The 23,021-nt window shown below is 72.3% G+C and carries 20 protein-coding genes; 14 read left to right on the top strand and 6 right to left on the bottom strand.

Features of this window, described 5'->3' with window-relative positions; all coding sequences use genetic code 11:
* Positions 1-25 precede the first annotated feature (25 nt).
* The 4 genes from KBX34_RS19690 (at position 26) to wrbA (ending at position 2,561) form a co-directional block, all read left to right on the top strand.
* Entirely contained in the window at positions 26-400 is a 375-nt protein-coding gene (locus KBX34_RS19690; RefSeq protein ID WP_210926210.1) for a hypothetical protein, read from the top strand.
* A gap of 118 nt (positions 401-518) precedes the next feature.
* The gene (locus KBX34_RS19685; RefSeq protein WP_141910337.1) at positions 519-1,277 is read left to right on the top strand and encodes a HipA family kinase; all 759 of its coding nucleotides are present in this window, start codon (positions 519-521) and stop codon (positions 1,275-1,277) included.
* Positions 1,274-1,642, top strand: coding sequence for a DUF3037 domain-containing protein (locus tag KBX34_RS19680; protein WP_141910336.1), 369 nt, complete (start codon positions 1,274-1,276; stop codon positions 1,640-1,642). Before KBX34_RS19685 ends, KBX34_RS19680 begins: the two co-directional genes overlap by 4 nt.
* Positions 1,643-1,943: 301 nt before the next feature.
* Positions 1,944-2,561: an NAD(P)H:quinone oxidoreductase gene (gene wrbA, locus KBX34_RS19675; protein WP_088949114.1), complete on the top strand. Its 618-nt coding sequence runs from the start codon at positions 1,944-1,946 to the stop codon at positions 2,559-2,561.
* 85 nt (positions 2,562-2,646) lie between these two features.
* Here the strand turns inward: wrbA and KBX34_RS19670 are convergent, their stop codons facing one another.
* Positions 2,647-4,569 (bottom strand): anthranilate synthase family protein, encoded by a 1,923-nt coding sequence (locus KBX34_RS19670; protein WP_210795635.1) that lies wholly within the window; start codon positions 4,567-4,569, stop codon positions 2,647-2,649.
* 205 nt (positions 4,570-4,774) lie between these two features.
* Here KBX34_RS19670 and KBX34_RS19665 point away from each other — a divergent pair, with 205 nt between their 5' ends.
* From KBX34_RS19665 to KBX34_RS19655, 3 genes are all read left to right on the top strand, one after another.
* Entirely contained in the window at positions 4,775-6,187 is a 1,413-nt protein-coding gene (locus tag KBX34_RS19665) for an FGGY family carbohydrate kinase (protein ID WP_088949112.1), read from the top strand.
* A gap of 99 nt (positions 6,188-6,286) precedes the next feature.
* Positions 6,287-8,824 (top strand): nitrate- and nitrite sensing domain-containing protein, encoded by a 2,538-nt coding sequence (locus KBX34_RS19660; RefSeq protein ID WP_210926208.1) that lies wholly within the window; start codon positions 6,287-6,289, stop codon positions 8,822-8,824.
* A gap of 5 nt (positions 8,825-8,829) precedes the next feature.
* Positions 8,830-9,243 carry a roadblock/LC7 domain-containing protein gene (locus KBX34_RS19655; protein WP_199177284.1) on the top strand — a complete coding sequence of 138 codons (414 nt, stop codon included), beginning with the start codon at positions 8,830-8,832 and terminating at the stop codon, positions 9,241-9,243.
* Between the two features lie 82 nt (positions 9,244-9,325).
* On the opposite strand, the gene KBX34_RS19650 is transcribed toward KBX34_RS19655, so the two are convergent.
* Positions 9,326-10,669 carry a GH1 family beta-glucosidase gene (locus tag KBX34_RS19650; protein WP_088949110.1) on the bottom strand — a complete coding sequence of 448 codons (1,344 nt, stop codon included), beginning with the start codon at positions 10,667-10,669 and terminating at the stop codon, positions 9,326-9,328.
* 844 nt (positions 10,670-11,513) lie between these two features.
* Here KBX34_RS19650 and KBX34_RS19645 point away from each other — a divergent pair.
* Positions 11,514-14,420 carry a glycoside hydrolase family 48 protein gene (locus tag KBX34_RS19645; protein ID WP_210926206.1) on the top strand — a complete coding sequence of 969 codons (2,907 nt, stop codon included), beginning with the start codon at positions 11,514-11,516 and terminating at the stop codon, positions 14,418-14,420.
* Positions 14,421-14,754: 334 nt separating this feature from the next.
* Here the strand turns inward: KBX34_RS19645 and KBX34_RS19640 are convergent, their stop codons facing one another.
* Entirely contained in the window at positions 14,755-15,378 is a 624-nt protein-coding gene (locus KBX34_RS19640) for a DUF3159 domain-containing protein (protein WP_374223705.1), read from the bottom strand.
* Positions 15,379-15,563: 185 nt separating this feature from the next.
* Between KBX34_RS19640 and KBX34_RS19635 the strand changes: the two genes are divergently transcribed.
* Positions 15,564-16,451: a phosphatase PAP2 family protein gene (locus KBX34_RS19635; protein WP_210795645.1), complete on the top strand. Its 888-nt coding sequence runs from the start codon at positions 15,564-15,566 to the stop codon at positions 16,449-16,451.
* An 8-nt stretch (positions 16,452-16,459) separates the two neighbouring features.
* Positions 16,460-17,128, top strand: coding sequence for a maleylpyruvate isomerase N-terminal domain-containing protein (locus KBX34_RS19630; RefSeq protein WP_210926202.1), 669 nt, complete (start codon positions 16,460-16,462; stop codon positions 17,126-17,128).
* Positions 17,129-17,133: 5 nt separating this feature from the next.
* Here the strand turns inward: KBX34_RS19630 and KBX34_RS19625 are convergent, their stop codons facing one another.
* Both KBX34_RS19625 and KBX34_RS19620 read right to left on the bottom strand, forming a co-directional pair.
* Positions 17,134-17,997: a DUF1028 domain-containing protein gene (locus KBX34_RS19625; protein ID WP_210926200.1), complete on the bottom strand. Its 864-nt coding sequence runs from the start codon at positions 17,995-17,997 to the stop codon at positions 17,134-17,136.
* Between the two features lie 51 nt (positions 17,998-18,048).
* Positions 18,049-19,269, bottom strand: coding sequence for a low temperature requirement protein A (locus KBX34_RS19620; protein ID WP_210926198.1), 1,221 nt, complete (start codon positions 19,267-19,269; stop codon positions 18,049-18,051).
* Between the two features lie 154 nt (positions 19,270-19,423).
* Between KBX34_RS19620 and KBX34_RS19615 the strand changes: the two genes are divergently transcribed.
* Both KBX34_RS19615 and KBX34_RS19610 read left to right on the top strand, forming a co-directional pair.
* Positions 19,424-20,407 (top strand): LLM class F420-dependent oxidoreductase, encoded by a 984-nt coding sequence (locus KBX34_RS19615; protein WP_088949105.1) that lies wholly within the window; start codon positions 19,424-19,426, stop codon positions 20,405-20,407.
* Entirely contained in the window at positions 20,404-21,195 is a 792-nt protein-coding gene (locus tag KBX34_RS19610; protein WP_210926197.1) for an SDR family oxidoreductase, read from the top strand. Before KBX34_RS19615 ends, KBX34_RS19610 begins: the two co-directional genes overlap by 4 nt.
* 38 nt (positions 21,196-21,233) lie before the next feature.
* Here the strand turns inward: KBX34_RS19610 and KBX34_RS19605 are convergent, their stop codons facing one another.
* Entirely contained in the window at positions 21,234-22,037 is an 804-nt protein-coding gene (locus KBX34_RS19605; protein ID WP_210926195.1) for a class I SAM-dependent methyltransferase, read from the bottom strand.
* Between the two features lie 137 nt (positions 22,038-22,174).
* Between KBX34_RS19605 and KBX34_RS19600 the strand changes: the two genes are divergently transcribed.
* Positions 22,175-22,324 (top strand): hypothetical protein, encoded by a 150-nt coding sequence (locus KBX34_RS19600; protein ID WP_210795652.1) that lies wholly within the window; start codon positions 22,175-22,177, stop codon positions 22,322-22,324.
* A 182-nt stretch (positions 22,325-22,506) separates the two neighbouring features.
* Complete coding sequence (locus tag KBX34_RS19595) at positions 22,507-22,968, top strand: hypothetical protein (RefSeq protein WP_210926193.1); 462 nt, start codon at positions 22,507-22,509, stop codon at positions 22,966-22,968.
* The last annotated feature ends 53 nt before the right edge of the window (positions 22,969-23,021 follow it).

The raw sequence follows: 23,021 nt of genomic DNA, 5'->3' as shown, positions 1-23,021 counted from the left end.
CGCCGCGCGTACGGAAGGGAGTCCCATGACTGCCGCAAGCGAACCGGCCGGGTCGCGGACCCACCGGGCGCCCACCACCGCCGCCAAGACCAGCGCGGCCGCCGCCTTCGCACTGGTCTTCGGGGTGGCCGGCCTGCTCAGCGTGCTGACCGCCATCCTCGCCTGGATCGGGCTGGTGCTCGGCATCATCGGCATCATCCTCGGCATCGTCGGGCTGAAGATGGCCCGCCGGCCAGGGGTGACCGGTCGGGGCGTCGCCATCGGCGGCCTCGTGTTGAGCATCCTGGCCGTGCTGATCGGCCTGGGCCTGGCCGCGGGCATCACCACCTTCGTCAACAACGACAGCGCGGTGAATCGCCTCCAAGAGCAGGTCGACGACCTACGCGACAAGCTCGACTGACCCGCCCGCTTCGGCGGGCACGCACCGGTGAGCGTGATGACTGTGAGGCATTTGATGACTCAGAGGTATCGCGCTCACCGGTGCGGGCCGGGCAGCCGGTCCCAGTAGGGTGGGCGTCGTGCTCCGCCAGGTCACCGCGATCCGCTACGTCACCCCGCTGCGCGAGGGTGGGTCGCTGCCTGGCGTCGTTGAGGCCGACGACCTGGGCACGTACGTGGCGAAGTTCCGAGGCGCCGGCCAGGGGCCCAAGGCGCTGATCGCCGAGGTGATCTGCGGTGAGCTGGCCCGCCGCTTGGAGCTGCGGGTGCCCCCGCTGGTGGTGCTCGACATCGACCCGGTCATCGGTCGGGCCGAGCCCGACCAGGAGGTGCAGGAGCTGCTGCGCAACAGCGGCGGCGCCAACCTGGGGATGGACTTCCTGCCGGGAGCGCTCGGCTTCGACCCGATGGCGCATCCCGTCGACGCGGCGCTGGCCTCCCGGGTGCTCTGGTTCGACGCGTACGTGGAGAACGTCGACCGGAGTTGGCGTAACCCGAACCTGCTGGTCTGGCACCGGGAGCTGTGGTTGATCGACCACGGGGCCTCGCTGTACTTCCACCACAACTGGCCCCGGGCCCAGGCGGCAGTGCACCGCGCCTACCGAGCTGAGGACCACGTGCTCGCCCCGTACGCGTCACTGTTGGCCGAGGCCGACGCCGAGCTGGCCCCCCGGGTCACCCCGGAGCTGCTCACCGAAGTGCTCGCCCTGGTGCCAGCGGACTGGCTGACCGCTGCCGATTTCGAGACGGCCGACGCCGCACGGGCCGCGTACCTGGAGCACCTGTCCCGCCGCGTCGCCCGCACGGCCGACTGGCTGCCGCAGGGGAGCGCCGCATGAGGCATCCCTTCGAGTACGCGCTGATCCGGCTGGTGCCCCGCATCGAGCGCGGCGAGCAGATCAACGTCGGGCTGTTGCTCTACTGCCAGCAACGTGACTTCCTGGCGGCGCGCACGCACCTCGACGCCGACCGGGTCCGCGCACTGGCACCCGACGTGGACCTGCCGGCGGTGGCCGCGGTGCTCGACTCCCTGAACCGGACGTGCGCCGGCGACGGGCCGGCGACCCGGATGCGACTCGGCGAGCGGTTCCACTGGCTGGCGGCTCCGCGCAGCACGATGATCCAGACCGGGCCGGTGCACACCGGGCTCACCGCTGACCCGGCGGCCGAGCTGGACCGGCTGATGGCGGCCCTGGTCCACTGAGCGCGTCCGCCATCCGGTGTGAGCACGCTGGACGGCCCCTGATCGCGCTACGCCAGCGTCGTTGGTGGCGGAGCGCGATCCCCCGTTCAGGTGCCCGGTGCGGGGCGGCGGCTGGTTCCCGCCGGCACCGATGGCATCAGGATCGTCGTCGATGCGGGGCGCAGGGCGAAAACCACCGGGAAGTTGCGGAAAAATTGAGCCCCGCCGATCGGCGGGTGGGATCGTCCGGGCGCCGCCGTTAGAGATCGCGCGCGACGGGTAGTCGCGAGAGCTGACCCGAGACGAGATAGGGGAACATCTGATGGCTGCCCAGACCAAGGTAGCGGTGATCTACTACAGCGCCACCGGCATTACGTACCAGATGGCTCAGGCGGCCTGCGAGGCCGCCGGGGAGGCCGGCGCCGAGGTGCGCCTGCGCAAGGTGCGTGAGCTGGCGCCGGACGAGGCGATCCGCTCCAACTCCGGCTGGCAGGCGCACCGTCTGGAGACCCAGGACGTGCCCGAGGCGATGGTCGACGACCTGTCCTGGGCCGACGTGGTGATCATGGGGGCGCCCACCCGGTACGGCATGGTCGCGGCCCAGCTCAAGCAGTTCATCGACACCACTGGCCCGCTGTGGGCGCAGGGCGCGCTGGCCAACAAGGTCTACTCCGCCTTCACCTCCACGGCGACCTCGCACGGCGGGCAGGAGACCACGCTGACCTCGCTCTTCAACGTCTTCTACCACTGGGGCGGTGTGGTGGTCACCCCCGGCTACACCGACACCAGCCAGTTCATCGCCGGCAACCCGTACGGCGCTTCGCACACGAGCAACAACGGGGAGATCGCCCCGGACGCCGTGGCACTCGGCGCCTGTGCGCTGACCGCGCGGCGTGCGGTGCTGCTGGGCACCGCGCTGAAGGCGGGCATGGCCGGCTGACGGCGGAAACGACCGGTGGCGCGGGCGGGGGCTCTCGGCCCGTCCGTGCCACCGGTCGTTCCAGCCCTACCCTCCGGTGGAGCGACTATGCGCGCCCGCCGGTGGTGGACAGCTCGTCGGCGCGCGGCGCCGGCAGCAGGTCGGTCAGCAACTCGGTCAGCACGGCGAGCCCGTCCGGGCTGAGCACCGACTCGGGGTGAAACTGCACCCCGGCGAAGCCACGTCCCCGGAGGGCGTGCACGGCCCCGTCACCCGGATCCCGGGCCAACTCCACCGGCCCGTACGCCGTGTCCAGCCGGTCCGCCTCCGCGCGGGCGGTGAACGTCGAGTAGAACCCCACCCGCCGGGTTGTGCCGAACAGCGGCACCTCCCGCTGCAACCCCTGGTAGGGCGCGTCCCTGCGGTGCAGCGGCAGCCCCAACTGACCGGCCAGCACCTGGTGGCCGAGGCAGACGGCGAGGGTGGGTCGGCCGGTCGCCAGCAGCCCGCCCAGCAGCTCCCGCAGCGCCACCATCTTCGGCTCGTCGGTGCTGCCCGGGTCACCCGGCCCGGGACCGGCCACCACCAGGTCGTACCCGTCGACCGAGCCGCTCGCGTGCCACGGTCGGGTGGTCACCGCGAGACCCAACGCGCCCAGCTGGTGGGCCAGCATGCCGGTGAAGGTGTCCTCGGCGTCCACGATCAACGCCTGACGGCCCACCAACCCGGGCAGCCCGGGTGCGTCCGGTGCCCGCTGGTCCAACCAGAACCGCGCCAGCGGTGCGTTGCGCATGGCCAGCGCGTCGCGTACCGCGGGGTCGTCGGCCAGTCGCGCGACCGGCTCGCTCCCACGGTCGGGCGCCGCCGGCCCGAGGCCGAGGGCGGCCAGCACACCGGCGGCCTTGGCGTGCGTCTCGGCCACCTCGCCGGCTGCCGTCGAGTGCCGGACCAGGGTGGCACCCACCGGGACCCGCAGCCGGCCGGTGGGGGAGATCTCCGCGGTGCGGATCAGGATCGGGGCGTCGAGCGTCTGTCGGCCGGCCTCGTCGTGGCCGAGCAGGGCCAGCACGCCGGAGTAGTAGCCGCGGCCCCGGCGCTCGTGTCGGGCGATCACCCGGCAGGCGTTCTCCATCGGGCTGCCCGTCACGGTGGGGGCGAACATCGTCTCGCGCAGCACCTCCCGCACGTCCCGGGTGCCCCGCCCGGCGAGCAGGTACTCGGTGTGCGCCAGGTGCGACATCTCCTTCAGGTACGGGCCGATCACCTGGCCGCCGTGCTCGGCGACGGTGGCCATCATCTTCAGCTCCTCGTCGAGCACCATGTACAGCTCCTCGACCTCCTTCGGGTCGTCGAGGAACCGCAGCAGCGCCTCCCGGTCCGGGGTGTCACCCGCGCGCCGGAAGGTGCCGCTGATCGGGTTCATCATGACCAGGCCGTCGTCGACGCTGACGTGTCGTTCCGGGCTCGCGCCGACCATCGTCCGGGTGCCGGTGTGCACCACGAACGTCCAGTACGCGCCGCGCTCGGCGACCAGCAACCGGCGCAGCGCGGCCAGCGCCGCCATCAGCGGTGGGCCCTGAACGGTGGCGTGCATGGTGCGGTGGATGACGAAGTTGGCGCCCTCGCCGCGGCCGATCTCCTCGGCGAGCACCCGGTGCACGGTCCGTGCGTACTCCTCGTCGGTGATGTCGAAGGCCGCGTCGATCGTGCGGACCTGCTCGTCGGGCAGGATTGCCAGGGCGTCGGCCAGGGCGATCCGTCGATGGTCGCGGACCTGCAGGCATTCCAGCGGGGCGCCGTCATCGACGCAGGCGAAGCCGCGTTCGGAGATCTGCCGGAACGGCACCAGGGCCAGCGTCTGCGCACCGGGTGCGCCCGGCGTCAGCGGGATGTCAGCGAGCCGTTCGACAGTGTCGACCGGGCCGGTGAACAGCTCCAGCTCGTCCGCGCCCTCACGGCGTAGCAGGGCGAAGGGACCAGGGTCGACACCGCTGGCGATGGCGGCGATCAGGTCGGTCAGGTGGGTCATCGGGGTCTCCGTCGGGCTGGGCGCCGCCGTTGAGGCGGCCATCCGGCCGGGAGATCCGGCGGCCGCCTGGAGGGCGGCCGCGTGGATGAAGCTACGCGCGGAGGGTGGCCGCCGGGTCGGCGGGCCACCAACTGGTCAGATGCGCGAGCATGTGATCCACCCTACGCGCCCGTTGCCCTGTTCGCACCGGGTAACTTGACCGGCGATGAACATTCTCGCGCTCGATCTGGGTACCTCCTCCGTCCGGGGGTTGGTGCTGGACGGGGACACCCAGCCGCTGCCCGGTGCCCTGGCCCGGCGCAAGGTCGACCTCGCCATCGGCGACGACGGCACCGGCACGCTGTCCGGTCCCGACTATCTCGCCTCCCTGGTCGAGTGCCTGGACGAGTTGGCCGACGCGGGGCACCTGCACGACGTCGGTCTGGTGGCGGTCTCCGCGCAGTGGCACTCGGTGCTCCCGCTGGACCGAGCCGGTGCCCCGATGGGCCCGGTGGTCACCTGGCTGGACACCCGGCCCGCGCCCGTCGGCGGCACGGCGGGGCCGGCCGACCCGGACGGCTTCCACCAACGCACCGGCTGCTGGTGGCACCGCTCGTACTGGTCGATGCGGTTGCCCTGGTTGCGGGAGCAGTCCGGCAGCCCGATCGCCCGGTTCGTCGGTCTGCCCGAGTACGTGCTGGGTGAACTGCTCGACTCGGCGCCCATGTCGATCTCCCAGGCCTCCGGGACCGGCCTGCTGGACCTGCGCACCCTGCGCTGGGACGAGGAGGCGCTGACGCTGGCCGGGGCGCGACCGCAGGACCTGCCGCCCCTCGGGGAACTGAACTGGCACGGCCGGCTGCGGGCCGACCTGGCCGGCCGCTGGCCGCAGCTGGCACAGGCCCGGTGGTCACCGCCGGTCGGCGACGGCGGCGCGTCGAACGTCGGTTCGGGTTGCGTCGACCCGAGCCGGGCCGCCGTCACCGTGGGCACCTCCGCGGCCGTACGGCTGATGCAGCGGATCCCGGCCGGCGAACCGATGCCCCGGCTCCCCGAACGGCTGTGGCGTTACCGGGTCGACCACGACCACGTGGTGACCGGCGCGGCGTACGCCTGCGGAGGAAACCTGTTCGCCTGGGCGGACCGGGAGCTGCGGTTGCCCCGGGGCGCGGAGCTGGACGCGGCGTTGGCGCTGGTGCCGACGGGCGGTGGCCGACCGGCCGACCCCCGCTTCGGTGGCGACCGGGCGCCCGGCCTGGCGCCGGCGGGCAGCGGCGAACTGCGTGGCCTCAGCTTCAGCACCACCTCGGTGGACATCCTGGCCGGGCTGATGCAGGGGCTGTGTGACCTGGTCACAGAGGATCTCGCCGTGCTGGAGTCCACCATCGACAAACCGGTCGGTGTGGTGCTGGGTGGGGGTGCCGTGGCGGCGTCGGTGTGGTGGCGGCAGGCCTTCGCCGCCGCGCTCGCACCGCGGCCGGTGTCGCACCAACGCAACCCGGAGATCGGCGCCACCGGCGCGGCACTGGTGGCACTTGGCCGGTTCGGTGACGCGATCGGCCTCGCCGACATCGGCCGGACGGACGAGCTGGTCCTGCCGACCACGGCAGGACGGTCCCACCCGCAGTATCCTTCCTGAACCTCCGCGTTGCCCGGGCCGTTGACAGCGCTCCCGAGCCTGGTTGGATGGACGGCGCTCCCCGGACCGCGGTGGACGCGGTAGGACGGAGGAGGCAGGGTGGCGGTAGGTCCCGAGCCGGCGAACGGCGCGGTGTCGAACCATCGCCGGCGACGCTTCGACGTCCGAGTGGTGCCGCACCGGCGGCGCTCGCCGTTCCGCCTGCGGGACTGGCGGATGAGCACCAAGCTCGCCACCGTGCTGGTGGTGCCCTCGATGGCGTTCCTGCTGCTCGCCGGTGTGCAGACCAGCGCGCTGGTGGGGCGGACGACGGTGTTGAACGACTTCTCCAGCCAGGTCGGCATCGGCCGGCAGATCACCGCCGCCGTGCACCAGCTCCAGCAGGAGCGCGACCGCTCGGCGGGTGAGTTGGGCGAGCTGCGCAGGGGCGGCGAGCGGGAGACCACGGCGACCGACCTGAAGCCGTTGCAGACCGCCACCGACCGGGCTGTCGCGGACCTGCGCCGGGCCGCCGAGCCGCTGGCCGACGCCGACGCGTCCTGGCGGGTGGCCTTCTCCGAGGCGCTGGAGGCGTACGACCAGGTGGTCGACATCCGTCCGGCCATCCCGCCGGCGGTGCTCAGCAGCGAGACCATCCTGAGCAACTACCACCGGGCCATCGGCGCGCTGATCGACCTGCTCGCCGAGCCGACCCCTGGTCAGGACCAGCCGGCGTTGAACGACGCGGTGCTGCGCTACGTCCAACTGGCCCGGGTCAAGGAGCTCTCCTCCCGGGTGCGGGGCCAGCTCTACGCCGCCGCCCGCGCCGGCGGGTACGGCACCGAGGACCGGGTGCTCCTCACCGATCTGCGCGCCCAGCAGCTGACCGCGCTCGGCGCGTTCCGGGTGGCCGCGACGTCCGACCAGATCCGCCGGTACGACGAGACGTCGGTGGCCCCGATGTTCGTGGTCGCCACCCGGCTGGAGGAGCGCAGCCTGCCAGCCGGCGACAAGGCGCCGGAGGTGCTGCCGTCGGAGCAGTGGTGGGGGGCCAGCCAGCAGCGGCAGGAGCTGCTGCGCCAGTTTGAGGCGGGTGTGCTCGACGACGCCGTGCGGCAGGCTGACGACGCCAGCGACGGGCAGTTGCGGGCCACCCTGCTGGTCGTCGGCGGGATCGTCGCGGTCCTGCTGGTCGCTCTGTTGATCTCGTTGCTGGTCGGTCGTTCGGTCGCCCGGTCGATGCGGTTGCTGCGGAGCCAGGCGCTCCAGATCGCCCAGGTCGAGCTGCCGGAGGCGCTGGACCGTCTGAAGACCGTCCGAGGCGGGGTGCCGGACATCGATGTCGCGCCGGCGGTGGTCCGCTCGCTCGACGAGATCGGCGAGCTGGCCGAGGCGTTCGTGGCGGTGCACCGCAGTGCCGTCACTGTCGCCGTCGAGCAGGCGCTCATGCGGCGCAACGTCAACGCGATGTTCGTCAACCTGGCCCGCCGGAGCCAGGTCCTGGTGGAGCGCCAACTGGAGCTGCTGGACGACCTGGAACGCGAGGAGAGCGACCCGGACCAGCTGGAGAACCTGTTCAAGCTCGATCACCTGGCCGCTCGTATGCGTCGTAACGACGAGAGCCTGCTGGTGCTCGCCGGCACGGACTCCACCCGTCGGTGGAACCGGCCGGTCGGTCTCGGTGCTGTGCTGCTGGCCGCCGCGGCGGAGATCGAGCAGTACCAGCGGGTCCGGATCGAGGCGGTGGCCGACGTGCACATGGTCGGGCACGCCGTCGGCGAACTGGTGCACCTGCTGGCCGAGCTGCTGGAGAACGCCACCGCCTTCTCGCGCCCGGACACCAGCGTGGTGGTGACCGCCCGGGTCGACTCCGGGGGTGCGCTGATCGAGATCGCCGACCGTGGCCTGGGTATGAGCCCGACGGCGTTGGCCGAGGCGAACGCCGTGCTGGCCACCCCGCCGGCCGCGGACGTCGCGGCGGTGGAGCGGATGGGTCTCTTCGTCGTCAGCCACCTGGCGTCCCGGCTGGGCGTAAGGGTGCGGTTGGACGACCACCAGGGCGGCCTGGTCGCCCGGCTCGCGTTGCCCGCGGTGTTGCTGGCCCCGGCAGGCTCGGTGGAGCTGGATCCGCCGGCGCCGGCCCGGATGCTGGCGACGAGCGCCGCCCGGGGAGTGGCCCGGCAGCCCGGGGCTGTGCGGGAGGCCGTCGCCTCCGGGCCGCGCGTCGAGGCACGGGATCTGCCGGTGGCCGGTCGGCCACCGGGTGTCGCCGTGCCGCGCCAGGGCCGTCCGGTGCCGGTGCGCGCCGAGGACGTGTTGACCCCGGCCGGCGCTCGCGACAACGGCGGGGGCTGGTGGTCGCGGCAGGATCCGTCCGCGCCGGTCGTGCCCGCGCAGCCGGTGCCACCGGCGATCCCGGTCACCGCCGGTACGAATGAGCGAGGGCTGCCGATGCGGGTGCCGATGGCACAGTTGAGCGCGGTCACCCGCTCGGCACAACCGACGTCGGCACCGACCCGCACCGACCCGGACCCGGAGGCGGTCGGCGGCATGCTCTCCCGGCTCTACAGCGGAGTGCGGCGCGCCGAGGCCGAGGACACCACCGAGATACCCGTGCCACCGTCCGGGGGGCACGACGAAGGGGGACGACGACAGTGACGACGTTGAGCCAGGAGGCGCGTGACCTGAGCTGGCTGGTGAGCGCGTTCGCGGAGCGGGTGCCGGGCGTGGCGCACGCGGTGGTGGTCTCCTCCGACGGGCTGCTCGTGGCGATCTCCGACCACCTGCCCCGCGACAACGCGGACAAGCTGGCCGCGGTGACCTCCGGGCTGATGAGCATCACCGCGGGCGCGGCCCAGATGTTCGACGGCGACATCGTCAAGCAGACGGTGGTCGAGATGGGCCGCGGCTACTTCCTGGTGATGCAGGTACGCGACGGTTCGATCCTGGCCACGCTGGCCGCCGGTGACGCGGACATCGGTGTGGTGGGTTACGAGATGGCCCGGCTGGCCAAGCAGGCGGGGGAGATGCTCACCCCGGCGCTGCGGGCGGAGTTGCAGCAGGCGCTGCCCCGCTGACCGACCCCGGCGCTGGGTCCCGGACGGTCACCGGCTCACCGGAGCCGAGCCGTCCGGGCCCGGCTGCCCGGGAGGCGGCCGCTCAGAAGCCGCCGTCAGCGATCACGGAGCGGTACCAGGTGGCGCTGCTCTTGAGCACCCGCCGCTGGGTCGGGTAGTCCACGTAGACCAGCCCCCACCGCTGGTCGTACCCCTCGTTCCACTCGAAGTTGTCCAGCAGTGACCAGACGTGGAAGCTCTCCAGCGGCACGCCGGCGGCGATGGCCCGGTGTGCGGCGGCGAGGTGGTCCCGGAGGAAGTTGATCCGACCGGCGTCGTGGACGGTGCCGTCCACCGCCAGTGTGTCCGGTGTGGGCAGCCCGTTCTCGGTGACGGTGAGCGGGATCGGGCCGTAGTCGCGGGTGACCCGGGTCAGGATGTCGTACATGCCGTCGGGGTAGATCTGCTGCCACTCGGCTTCGGAGGTCGCCCAGCGGTGCTCGGTGCCGCCGTCGGCGGTGACGTAGATGGGCGTGTAGTACTGCACGGCCAGCAGGTCGATCGGTGCGGAGATGATCGCCAGGTCGCCGTCGCGGATGCCCTGGACCATCCGGCTCTGCGGGCCCAGGTCGGCCAGCACGTCCTCCGGGTAGCTGCCCTTGAACAGGGAGTCGAGGTAGAGGCGGTTCTCGTAGCCGTCGTAGAGGCGGGAGGCGGCTGCGGCCTGCGGCGAGTCGTCAGCGGGGTAGCAGGGGTGCAGGTTGAGCGCGGGGCCGATCCGGCTGGCGCTGCCGGTGGCGCGCAGCGCGCTGACCGCGAGCCCGTGCGCGAGCTGCAGGTGGTGGGCGACCAGGTAGGCCGCGTCCGGGTCCTGCCGGCCGGGGGCGTGGTGGCCGACGAGGTAGCCGTTCTGCACCACGGTCTTGGGCTCGTTGATGGTGAGCCAGGCCGGCACCCGGTCGCCGAGGGCCTCGAAGACCGCGTCGGCGTAGTCGGCGAAGCGGAGGGCGGTCTCGCGCGACTCCCACCCGTCGGCGTCCTGCAGGGCCTGCGGGAGGTCCCAGTGGAACAGGGTGGCCATCGGGGTGATGCCGCGCTCGTGGAGGCCGTCGACGAGGCGGCGGTAGAAGTCGAGCCCGCGCTGGTTGGGTGCGCCGGTGCCATCGGGCTGGATCCGTGGCCAGGAGATGGAGAAGCGGTAGCTGCGCAGCCCGAGGTCGCGCATGAGGTCGAGGTCCTCGGCGTACCGGTGGTAGTGGTCGGCGGCCACGTCGCCGGTGTCGCCGTTACGGGTGCGCCCTGGGACGCGGCTGAAGGTGTCCCAGACCGACTCGCCGCGCCCATCCTCCTTGGCAGCGCCCTCGATCTGGTACGCGGAGGTGGCCGCCCCCCAGCCGAAGTTGTCCGGGAAGCGCAGCGGGCCGGCGGGCCCAGTAGGTATCGACATGGATTCTCCTCATGGATACGGGGCCACCGCCGAAGGTTCGGGAGCGCTCCCATGATAGGGCAGGCGCGGCCGGCCGGTCATCCGGCCGTCGAGGCGGCCGGTGCTGGCGTGGTGGAGGCGGGTCTGGCCCCGAGCAGCGAACGAGGCCGTCCGGGCGGCGCAACGCGCCTGTCCCGTCGGCCTCTTTTCCTATCGTGTACGGGGGTTTAGTGTGGGGACGGGGGAGGGCAACCCCCGTCCCCACCGTAACTGCACACACACGGGCGAGATTTGGGTCCTGCCGTGCGTGTCGCGCGGGAGCCGGGCCACGCGAGTGGCTCTGGTTCCACCTCCCTCCATGTGGCGGGACGATGGCTGACGACGGCGTCCGGGCTGGCCCGTCGTCGGCCCTCGGTTCTGGTTCACCGAGCCCGTCAGAGACGGCCCCGGTGATCTTCTACTTGGAACCTTGTCGATGGAAGCGCTCCCATCGACCGATGTTGCGACTGTAACGCCCGTCACGCCTTTGTGAAAGACCCAAAACGAGATCGAAACAAGGAGCTGATCCGCCGCCGCGCGCGCTTGTTGTGGGAGCGCTTCCATGGCACACTGTCGATTCGACGCGACAGGAGCCACATCGCGTGAGTGCGGGTCCACCGAGGGCAGCCGGCAGCACCACCTCCGGTCACGGTCACCCGAGCGCAGCCGGCGGGACCCCCTCCCGTGCGGGCCGCACCGCCCTACCCCGGCCGGGCCCGGGGAAGACCACCTTCCCGGCGCCTCGAATCCCCCGCGGACCACCACCCTCGCGGGCAGGCGCCTCGCCGGGGACCATCCCGGCCTGGTCCGAGGAGACACCGCGCACATGAGACAACTGGCAATACGCCGGCGCGTGGCGCTCGCCGCCGCCGCGCTGCTCGCCATCGGCGGGGTGACCCTGCCTGCCGGCGCCGCACAGGCCGCACCCGCCTGCGACGTGGTCTACGCGACCAACGACTGGAACACCGGCTTCACCGCGAACGTCACCATCAAGAACCTGGGTGACCCGGTGAGCAACTGGACGCTCAAGTGGACCTTCCCGACCAGCGGTCAGCGGGTCACCCAGGGCTGGTCGGCCAAGTTCAGCCAGACCGGCAGCGAGGTCACCGCGACCAACGAGTCGTACAACGGCAACCTCGCCACCGGGGCCTCCACCACCATCGGCTTCAACGGCTCCCACTCGGGCAGCAACCCGAAGCCCACCTCGTTCACCCTGAACGGGACCCCCTGCAACGGCACCCCGGCCAACCAGCCGCCGACGGTCTCGCTCGGCCTGCCGACCGGGCCCTTCACCGCTCCGGCCGACGTGCCGCTGACCGCCACCGCCAGCGACCCGGACGGGACGATCAGCAAGGTCGAGTTCTACCGCAACGGCCTGCTGATCAACACCGACACCTCCGCCCCGTACGCGTACACCCAGGAGGACCTGCCGGCTGGCAGCTACACCGTCCAGGCCAAGGCGTACGACAACGCCAACGGCATCGGGGTCGACGAGAAGGCGTTCACCGTCGGTGCCGCAACCGGCCCGACGCTGGTCGCCACGCCGTCCGCGGTGAGCGTCGCCGAGGGTGGCACCGCCACCTTCAACCTGAAGCTCAGCGCCGCGCCGACGGCCAATGTGCCGGTCACCCTCACCCGCAGCGGCGACACCGATGTCACGGTCTCGCCGGCCACCGCCACGCTGACCCCGAGCAACTGGAGCACCGGGGTCACCGTCACGGTCGCGGCGGCGGAGGACGCCGACACCGCCGGCGGTGCCGCCACCATCACCGCCTCCGCCACCGGGCTCGCCTCGCTGGCGGTCACCGCCACCGAGATCGACAACGACACCCCCGGCGGCGACAACACCTACATCGCGAAGTTCCTCGACCAGTACGGCAAGATCAAGAACTCGGGTTACTTCAGCCCCGAGGGCGTGCCGTACCACTCGGTGGAGACGCTGATCGTCGAGGCGCCCGACCACGGGCACGAGACCACCTCGGAGGCGTTCAGCTTCTGGCTCTGGCTGGAGGCCTACTACGGCAAGGTCACCCAGAACTGGGCGCCGTTCAACAACGCCTGGACGGTGATGGAAAAATACATCATCCCCACGCACGCCGACCAGCCGACCGCCGGCTCCGCCGGCACCCCGCAGTACGCCGCGGAGTACAACCTGCCCAGCCAGTACCCGTCGGCGCTGAACCCGAACGTCCCGGTCGGACAGGACCCGCTCCGCTCGGAGTTGCAGTCCACCTACGGCACCGGCGACATCTACGGCATGCACTGGCTGATGGACGTCGACAACACCTACGGCTTCGGCCGCTGCGGTGACGGCACCACCAAGCCGGCCTACATCAACACCTTCCAGCGGGGCACCCAGGAGTCGGTGTGGGAAACCGTCCCGCAGCCCTCCTGCGACACCTTCAAGCACGGCGGTCAGTACGGCTACCTCGACCTGTTCGTCAAGGACACCGGCGCCCCCGCCAAGCAGTGGAAGTACACCAACGCCCCGGACGCCGACGCCCGCGCCGTGCAGGCCGCGTACTGGGCGCTGACCTGGGCCAAGGAGCAGAACAAGCAGGCCGACGTAGCGGCCACCATCGCGAAGGCCGCCAAGATGGGTGACTACCTGCGGTACGCGATGTTCGACAAGTACTTCAAGAAGATCGGCAACTGCGTCGGGGCCAGCACCTGCCCCGCCGGCAGCGGCAAGGACTCGGCGCACTACCTGCTGTCCTGGTACTACGCCTGGGGCGGCGCGTACGACGCCAGCCAGAACTGGTCCTGGCGGATCGGCTCCAGCCACAACCACTTCGGCTACCAGAACCCGTTCGCGGCCTGGGCGCTGACCAACACCCCGGAGCTCAAGCCGCAGTCCGCGACCGCGGTCGCCGACTGGACCAAGAGCTTCGAACGGCAGCTGGAGTTCTACACCTGGTTGCAGTCCGCCGAGGGCGGCATCGCCGGTGGCGCCACCAACAGCTGGGACGGCAGCTACGCCCAGCCGCCGGCCGGCACCAGCACCTTCTACGGCATGTTCTACGACGTCGACCCGGTCTACAACGACCCGCCGTCGAACCAGTGGTTCGGTATGCAGGCCTGGTCGATGCAGCGCATCGCCGAGCTGTACCAGCAGACCGGCAACGCGAAGGCCAAGGCGCTGCTGGACAAGTGGGTGCCCTGGGCGATCGCCAACACCACCCTCGGCACCAACTGGTCGATCCCGTCGGACATGGCGTGGACCGGTCAGCCGACCACCTGGAACCCGTCCAGCCCGCAGCCCAACACCGGCCTGCACGTCGAGGTCATCAGCAAGGGTCAGGACGTCGGTGTCACCGCCGCCTACGCCCGGATCCTGATCGCGTACGCGGCCAAGTCCGGCAACGTGGCGGCGAAGGACACCGCCAAGGGGCTGCTCGACGCACTGTCGGCCGCCAGCGACGCCAAGGGTGTCTCCACCACCGAGAAGCGTGGCGACTACCGGCGCTTCGACGACGTCTACAACGCGTCCACCGGGCAGGGCCTCTACGTCCCGCCGGGCTGGACCGGGAAGATGCCGAACGGCGACACCATCGCCGCCGGCAAGAGCTTCCTCGACATCCGGTCCTTCTACAAGAACGACCCGGACTGGCCCAAGGTGCAGGCGTACCTGGACGGTGGCGCGGAGCCGAGCTTCAACTACCACCGGTTCTGGGCACAGGCTGACGTCGCCATGGCGTACGCCGACTACGGCAGCCTGTTCCCGAACGGCTGAGGCGACCCGGGGTGGGTGGCGTGGACCGCCCACCCCGGGATCCGCCCGGGTCCGGGGAACGCCGGACCCGGGCCGGCGGACGGCCTGACACCCACGGTCAGGCCGGGGTGGGCCAGCCATCTGGCCGACGCAGCGGATCGGCTGGCCCACCCCACCGCCCGGACTGGAGCCAGCCGCGAAAAAGCCCAGAAATTCGGGCCGTGACGGGATCACGCCGAAGCACACGACGGAGTAACGTACGTCACCGGAGAGGCCGCTCCCCCCGTGGCGGCCTCTCCACTTTTTTGCCCCGCCACCGCCCACTTCAGACCGTCGCCAACCGATCCCCTTCGGGTCAGCGGGGCGGTGCGACCGGGTCCACGGTGACCGGATGACGCAGACCTGGGTGCCCGGCCGGCAGCGACCGCCGCAGCACCACCCAGCTCAACGCCAGCGCCGCGGCGACCAGCGGCCAGGTCAGGGCCACCCGGGTCACCACCAGCGCGAGCACCTGCCCGCCCAGGTAGAGCGGCACGAACACCGCGACCCGCAACACGTAGGTCGCCGTCCACACCCAACTGGCCCGGCCGTACCCGCGCAGCAGCGCCGGGTCCCGCCGCCACCGGGCGCGCTGGCCCAGCACCGCCCCGACCAGCACACCGAGCAGCGGCCAGCGCACCACGATGCTGACCGCCCACGCCAACGCGCTGGCGGCGTTGGATAGCACCTGGAGAAGGAAGAAGTTCTCGGCCCGGCCGGTGCGCACCGCGATCAACGCCGCGACACAGACCGCCAGCAACCCGATCAGCACCGAGCGCGGGCGGTCACCGCGACGCAGCCGTACGCCGGCCACCACCGCGCCCACGGCGAGCGCCGCGCCGACCCCACCCCACAGCGACTCGCCACCCAGCAGCCAGCCCACCGCGAACGCCAGCGGCGGGAGCGTGGCGTCGATGGCGCCGCGTCGCCCGCCCAGCAGATCCGTCAGCGACTCCGACCGGGCCGGCCCAGGGTCGGCATCCGTCCGCTGGTCCGGGCCGGGTACGGCCCGGCCGCTGTCGCCCTCCGGTGCACCGCCCACCACCGCCTCCTCGTCTCAGGCACAACCTAACCGGCGGCGGTCGGCGGGCCACCGGTCGGTCGGCCACGACCGGCCGCTACGGTGTGCGGATGCGCGCGACGGCACGGGGTTGGACCGCGGTCTGGTTGGTCGTACTGGCCCTCGTCCAGGCGGCCGCCTTCCTCGCCGTCTGGCGGGTGGCCGTGCACACCGAGATCGGTCAGTGGGTGGACACTGTCGCGCTGACCGGCAACCGGATCGGGCAGGACACCATCGACGGACCCGTCAACCGGATCCTCAACGCGATGTCGGTGGTCTCCCTGGTCGCCGCCACCGCGATGATCGGGTTCATCGCGCTGATCCGGGGGCGGATCGCCCTCGCCATCACCGCGACCCTGCTGATCGCCGGGGCGAACGTCTCAACCCAACTGCTGAAGCACGGGCTGAGCCGGCCCGACTTCGGCCTCGACCCAGAGCGCGCCGCGGTGGGCAACAGCCTGCCCAGCGGGCACACCACGGTGGCCGCCTCGGTAGCGATCGCGCTGATGCTCGTCCTGCCCCGCAAGGTGCGAGCGGTCGGCGCCTTCATCGCTGCCGGCTACGCCGCCATCGCCGGGGTCGCCACCCTCTCCGCCGGTTGGCACCGGCCCAGCGACGCCGTCGCCGCGTACCTCGTGGTGGGTGTCTGGGCGGCCCTGGCAGGGCTGGTCCTGCTCGTCTTCCAGCGGGAGCAGGCCGAGGTCGCGCCCGGCGACGCGCACCGGGTCGCCGCGCTGGTGCTCGGGGTGGGCGGTGTGCTCGCCCTGGTCGCCTGTGGGCTGGCCCTGGCCTGGCTGATCGAGCTGCGGGACACCGGACCGGACGAGCTGAGCCGGCGCCCATTGTTCATCGGGTACGCGGGCAGCGCGGCCGGGATTGCCGGCACGATGGCGGTGGTGATGGCGCTGGCGCTCACCGTCGTGCACCGGCTGGTGCCTCGGGTCAAGGGCTGAGCCGGCCGATGGACCCGGTTCGCGCGGCGTTCTCCGCCGAGTGCGCGCGGCTCACCGAGATCCTGGCCGAGCTGGTCGACGCCGACCTCGACCGTCCCACCGACTGCCCGCCGTGGACCGTCCGGGAACTGATCGCGCACGTACACACCGGCGTCGGCCGGCTGACCGGCATGCTCGCCGCACCGGCGCCGCCGCGCGCCGAGGTGGACGCCGCCGGCTACTTCGGTGGGGCGAAGTTCACCCCGCAGGTGGACGCCGACCGGATCGACGGCGGGCGACGCGACGCCGCGCAGGTGGACCGCGCGGGGCTGGCGAGCGCGTTCGACCGAGCCTGGCGTGCCACCGACGCGGCGGTCGCCGCCGCACCGCCCGACCGGGTGGTGCGAACCCGCCACGGCGACGCGATGCGCCTCACCGAGTTCCTACGGACCCGGGTCGTCGAGGTGGGCGTGCACGGTCTGGACCTGGCCGCGGCGCTGGGCCGGCCGCCGTGGCTCACCCCACCAGCAGCCGCGGTGATCGCCGACCTGCTCACCGGCGGACGCCCGGTGCCGGCCGAACTGGGTTGGGACCGGTTGACCCTGATCCGCAAGACCACCGGCCGGGTGGCGCTGACCGCACCGGAACGGGCCGCGGTCGACGCGGCAGGCTTCCGCTGGCTCGCCTTCGGTCGCTGACCCGGTCAGCTCGCGGAGCGGGGCGCGGGGACGTGCGGGGCGACGCCGCGCAGGTGCGTCAGGACGACCGGGTCGATCCGCCCCGGCACCAGCCGCTCCTCCAGGTTCTCCAGCCCCGCCCAGGAGATCAACGCCGCCTCCGTCCCGTCGTCGGTCACCGGGTGGCCCAGCGCCGTGAGCAACGCCGCGACCTCCTCGGCCACCGCGCCGCTGAGGTCGAGCAGGGTGGCCGGGTCCGGACGGCTGAACAGCATGGTGTGCACGGCGAGCAGTCGACCCAGCTCGGCGACCGGATCAGGGTGGTCGTCCACGCGAAGGTCGACCACCACGTCGCTGGTGCCGCCGTACCCGCCGCCTCGCTCGACCACCAGCAGGCCGGCGCTCTGCCTGCCCCGCCGGTCGCCGCCGGCCTGGTCGCCGGCCCGCAACGCGGCCACCAACCGCTCGGCGAACGGCAGCGTCGACCCGGCCAGCCAGGCGTCGCCGAGCGCGTCGACGACCTCCGGGCCGGTGAGCACGTTGCCCTGCGCGGCCCAGCCGTCGCCGGTGCGCCCGCCGGCCCACGGATGGCAGGCCGGCCCGGTCCAACTCGCGCCCGCACCGCTGGCCCCCACGACGCCGAGCTGGCGGTGTTCCCGCTCCGGATCGGCGGCGACCAGCCCGGCCACGACGTCGGCGGCGTCCACACCGGTACGCAGCAGGGTGAGGCCCTGCGGGCGGTACGCCAGGTTGACGTGCGCCTGGGTGGCCAATGCGCCCACCTCGGCGGCGGCGGCCGGCACCAGCGCCCCGGCGGCGAGGAACTTGCTGGCGACGGCGACGCCGTGCAGGCGGCCGTCGGCGGAACGGGCGACGAGCGAGAAGGTCACCCGCCGAGACTATCCGGCCTCGGCGGCTTGACATCCCCGTGTGTCGATGGGTCAGAACGGTGGTGCGGCGGCCTCCGGCGGGGCGCCTCGTGCCCGGAGGGCGTCGATCACCGCGACCGTCGCCAACACCACCACCCCGACCGCCGTGGCGATCACACCGGGCAGGTGCAGCAGAGGCACCGACGCCGCCACCAGCACAGTGAGGGCGATCCACCGGGACGGGGAGACCCGCCCGAACACCTCGTACTCCAGGCGGGCCCGGCCGGCCAGGAACAGCGCCGGCCCACCGAGCACCATGGCCAGCCACGCTCCCGGAATCCGCTCCAACGGATGCTCGATGATCAGTTCGTAGCCGATCGCGGTGGCGGCCAGACCGATCACCATCATCAGGTGGGTGTCTGCCGCCGAGCGGCCGATGTTGGCGGGGTGCCGGGACTTCACCACCGCCTCGCCCAGGATCCGCCCCGCACGCTGGACGTAGATCCGCCACAGCAGGATCGAGGTCGCCAGCGCCAGTGCGAACGCCCACACGTGTCCCGCCTCGTACGACCCCGCGCTGTACGCGAAACCCGCCACCAGGATGGTCTCGCCCAGCGCGACGAGGAAGAACTGCTGGTACCGCTCGGCCAGGTGTTCCCCGGCGATCTCCCACTTGGAGACCGTCGAGCGGCCCAGCCCCGGCACGGGCCAGCCACAGCGGGCGGCCACGTACTCGATGACGAGCGCCGCCGACCAGAGCACCACCTGCGCGTTGGTGGTCAACATCGCACCACCGATCCAGAACACCCCGCTGAACGCGAACACGACCGCCATGCGCACCTTCAAGCGGCGGTACGGGTGCGCTCCCAACGCGATCGACAGGATCAACGGCCGGGTCACCTGCGCGATCACGTACGCCACCGCGAACATCAGCGCCGTCTCGCTGAACGCCCGGGGAATCGCCACCCCCATCACCATGCTGCACACCAACGCGGTGATCACCACGGTCTGCAGGGGCACCTTGTACGGGTCGTAGCGGCTGGTCGTCCACGCGGTGCCCTGCCAGACCGCCCAGAGCGCGAGAAGCAACAGCAGTGTCTTGCCGCCGCCGGTGACCGTGCCCCAGCCGTGCTCCCGACCCGGATCCTGGGTCAGGTCCTCGAACGCGCGTGCCGAGATCCGGGTGAGTGCGAAGACATACACCAGGTCGAAGAAGAGTTCCAGGAAGGTGGCCCGGCCGGGATTGGTCGCCGCAGGGACCGGCTCCAGGCGTCCCGCCGCCCTGGAACCCATGGTCAGCGGCCTGCGCCGTTGGTTCGGTCCACCTCGAAGTCGTAGCACCATCGGCGGTGGGCACGGCCGGGAACCGGCGATTCTGCCCAGTACGGGGATCTTGCTCGCGTGCCCCGTCAACGGGCACGATCGACCGGTGACGAATCGATGGGGCATGACGGTGCCGCTGGGCGGCATTCCGCTGGCCGACCACGCTGCGGTCTACGCGACGCTCGACCGGGCCGGGTTCACCGACGTCTGGTCGTCCGAGGTCGCCGGGGCCGACGCGTTCACCCCGCTTGCCCTCGCCGCCGCCTGGCAACCTCGGCTGCGGCTCGGCACCGCCATCACGCCGGTCTTCACCCGGGGCCCCGGGCTGCTGGCGATGAGCGCGGCGGCGTTGGCCGAGGCCGCGCCGGGTCGGTTCTCGCTCGGCATCGGCGCGTCCTCGCCGGTGCTCGTACGGGACTGGAACGCGGTGCGGTTCGACGAGCCGTTCCGGCGCACCCGCGACGTTCTGCGTTTCCTGCGCGCCGCGCTGCGCGGCGAGACCGTCGACGAGGTCTACGAGACGTTCACCGTGCGCCGCTTCACGCTGGAACGACCGCCTGCCGTGCCGCCGCCGATCCTGCTCGCCGCGCTGCGCCCGGGGATGCTGCGGCTGGCCGGCGCGGAGGCCGACGGGGTCATCCTCAACTGGCTCAGCGCCGACGACGTGCCGCGTGCCCTCGCCGAGCTGGGCGAGCGGCGCCCCGGCTTCGAGGTCGCCGCCCGGATCTTCGTCTGCCCCACCGAGGACGCCACGTACGCCCGCGCGCTGGGCCGCCGGCTGATCACCAGCTACCTGACCGTTCCCGCATACGCCGAGTTCCACCGCTGGCTCGGCCGCGACGAGGCGCTCGCGCCGATGTGGGAGGCCTGGGCCGCCGGTGACCGGCGTGGCGCCAGCGCGGCGGTGCCGGACGACGTGGTCGACGCCCTGGTGCTGCACGGCTCGCCGGAGCGCTGCCGCGCCCAGGTGCGCCGCTACGCCGACGCGGGCGTGGACGTACCGATCTTCGCGCTGCTGCCCACCCCCGAGGTGACCGCCGGCGGCGCGAGCGCGCTGACCACCCTCATCGCCCAGCTGGGCACCGACCCCGTAGGAGCGTCCGCGTGAACCTCACCAACCGGATCGTGGTGGTCACCGGCGGCGCCGGCGGAATCGGGGCCGCGCTGTCGCGCCGATTCGCCGCGGAGGGGGCCGCCGCCGTGGTGGTCGCCGACCTGGACGCCGATGCCGCGGACGCGGTGGCTGAGGCCATCGGCCCGATCGCGCACCCCATCGCCCTCGACGTCACCGACGAGGAGCAGGTACGCGAGCTGGTCGCCGACACCGAGGAGCGCTACGGCCGGATCGACCTGTTCTGCGCCAACGCGGGGGTGACCACCGGCGGGGGAGTGGAGGTCGACGACGCAGGCTGGGACCGTGCGTGGCGTGTCAACGTGCTCGCCCACGTCTACTCGGCCCGTGCGGTGCTGCCCGGGATGCTCGCCCGGGGCGGTGGGCATCTGATGCACACCTGCTCGGCGGCGGGCGTGCTGACGGCGGTGGGCGACGCCGCGTACACCGCGACGAAGCACGCCTCGGTGGGGTTCGCGGAGTGGCTGGCCATCACCTACCGGGACCGCGGCATCCGGGTCAGCGCGCTCTGCCCGCAGGGCGTGGACACCCCGATGCTCGCCGGAGGGATCGTCGAGGGCCACCTCGGCGCCCGGGTGATCGCCGCGTCCGGTGCGGTGCTCACCCCGGACCAGGTCGCCGACGCGGCCATCGCCGGGTTGGCCGAGGAACGTTTCCTGATCCTGCCGCACCCGGAGGTCGCCGACTATGCCCGCCGTCGCGCCGAGGACCCGGACGGTTGGCAGGCCGGCATGCGCAAACTCATCCGCCGCCTGACGGCCTGAAGGCTTGAGGGCTTGGCCGCCTGACGGCTTGGCCGCCGTCAGCGCGGTGGGACGCGTCCGGCGGCCAGGAGGTGCGCGCTCGATCCGAGCAGCGTCGGCTCGGTGCTGTAGAGCCGGGCGAGATCCAACGCCGCGGCGAAGACCGCGTCCTGTGCCGGCCCGCCGGCCGCCGCCTCCGCCGCGGGCCACGCCGGGCCCTCCACCCCGTGTACGACGACATCGGTCAGCCCTGCCGCCGCGCACTCGTCGGTGATCTCCTCGAGCCGGTGGAAGTAGGCATGGGTGAAGCCGATCCGTGGATCGTTGGTGCCGTCGGTCAGCAGGGCCCTGGCCTCGTCGAGCAGTCGCTCGTCGAGGCGTCCGGTGGCGGCGAAGTCCAGCGGGCCGGCGAAACGGGAGATGACAGCGGCCACGACGTGACCACCGGGGCGCGTGACCCGGACGGCCTCCCGCAGCGCCCGTAGCCGGTCGGCGCGGCGCACCAGGTGGTAGAGGGGCCCCAGGAGCAGCGCCGCGTCGTATTCGCCGTCGGCGTCGGGGAGCGCACGCGCGTCGGCGACCCGCGCCTCGATGGGAGGCTGCCCACTGCGCGCCTGCTCCACGTGGCTCGGCACGAGGTCGACGAGGCGGACCTCGTAGCCGTCGACGGTGAGGGCCCTCGCGTACTCGCCGGTGCCCCCACCGATGTCGAGGACACGGGCACCCGGGCCGGGCAGGAGGTCCCGCAGGAGCTGCATCGTGCGGGTCCACTCCAGTCGTGCCTGCGGGCGGGCGGACAGCCGCTGGTCCTCGCGGTAGCGCAGGGTGTAGTAGTCGACGATCTCGCTCGTGTGCTGGTCCACCCCCTGATGCTCATCGTTGCGCGGACGAACCGCCAGCGGGTTTTGGCTCCAGCGCCATGGTTCATCCCCCGGCTGCGGGAGCGCATTCACCTCCGCCGGGGAAGAGGAGTGCGTCCATCGCCACCGATCATCGGTTCATGGATGTCAGTGGCTGGTCGTCAGGTTTCGGTTTTCGCGGGGACCGGTACGGCCACGAGCACGGAGTGCCGACCGCCGGGGCGGCCGACCCGACCAGACGGTGGGCGGCGGCCTGCGTCGTCGGTGCGATGGCCCGCCGTTCGGTGTGAGCCGCCGGCCGGACCAACCATGGCCCACGCCTCGACGACCTCGACCTTCGACGATCGGAGCGCTCATGAAACACGCTGACCCTGGCCCTGAATGGGCTGCCGCCCCCTCACCCTGGGCGGTCTGGGCCGCCTACGCCGTTTCGCTCTGCGTCCTGCCGTCGGCGATCTGGCGACTGTCCCTCGTGTTCATCGACGATTCGGCCACCACCTGGTACATGGTCTTCCTGTCCGTCCTGTCGATGGGGTTGGCCCTGTCGACACTCGGGCTGGTGTACCGCTGGGGGCAACAGGTGCCGCACTGGGTGCCGCTGCTCGGGAGGCGTTTGATCCCGGCCCGCCCGGTCGTGCTCGTCGCGCTGATCGGCGGCTCGCTGCTCGTCGCCGTCTGCCTGTATCTGTTGCTGAACAGCATGTTCCATGTCGTGGACCGCGGCTGGGTGGGGATAGGGCGCGACGAACCGGCACATCCGGCTCCGGGCTGGGAGGTGCTGCGCTACTACGCCCCGTTGGTCGCCTGGGGTCCCCTCGTCATAGCCGTGGCCGTCGACTACGGCCGCCGCGCCCTGCGCCGATCCCCCAACCCGCCACCGACGATCAAGAGGTTCGCGTCAGGAACGGGCCCCGAAATGACGCAAACCTCTTGATCACCGGGGGAGGCCGGGGCCGGGGCCGGGGCCGGCCGGGGGAGGGGTGGGGG

Origin of the sequence: Micromonospora sp. M61 (assembly GCF_018070245.1) — a bacterium.
Taxonomy (GTDB): Bacteria; Actinomycetota; Actinomycetes; order Mycobacteriales; family Micromonosporaceae; genus Micromonospora; species Micromonospora zamorensis.
The sequence above is the reverse complement of the archived record's forward strand: the minus strand, read 5'-3'. Positions and strand labels throughout refer to the sequence as shown.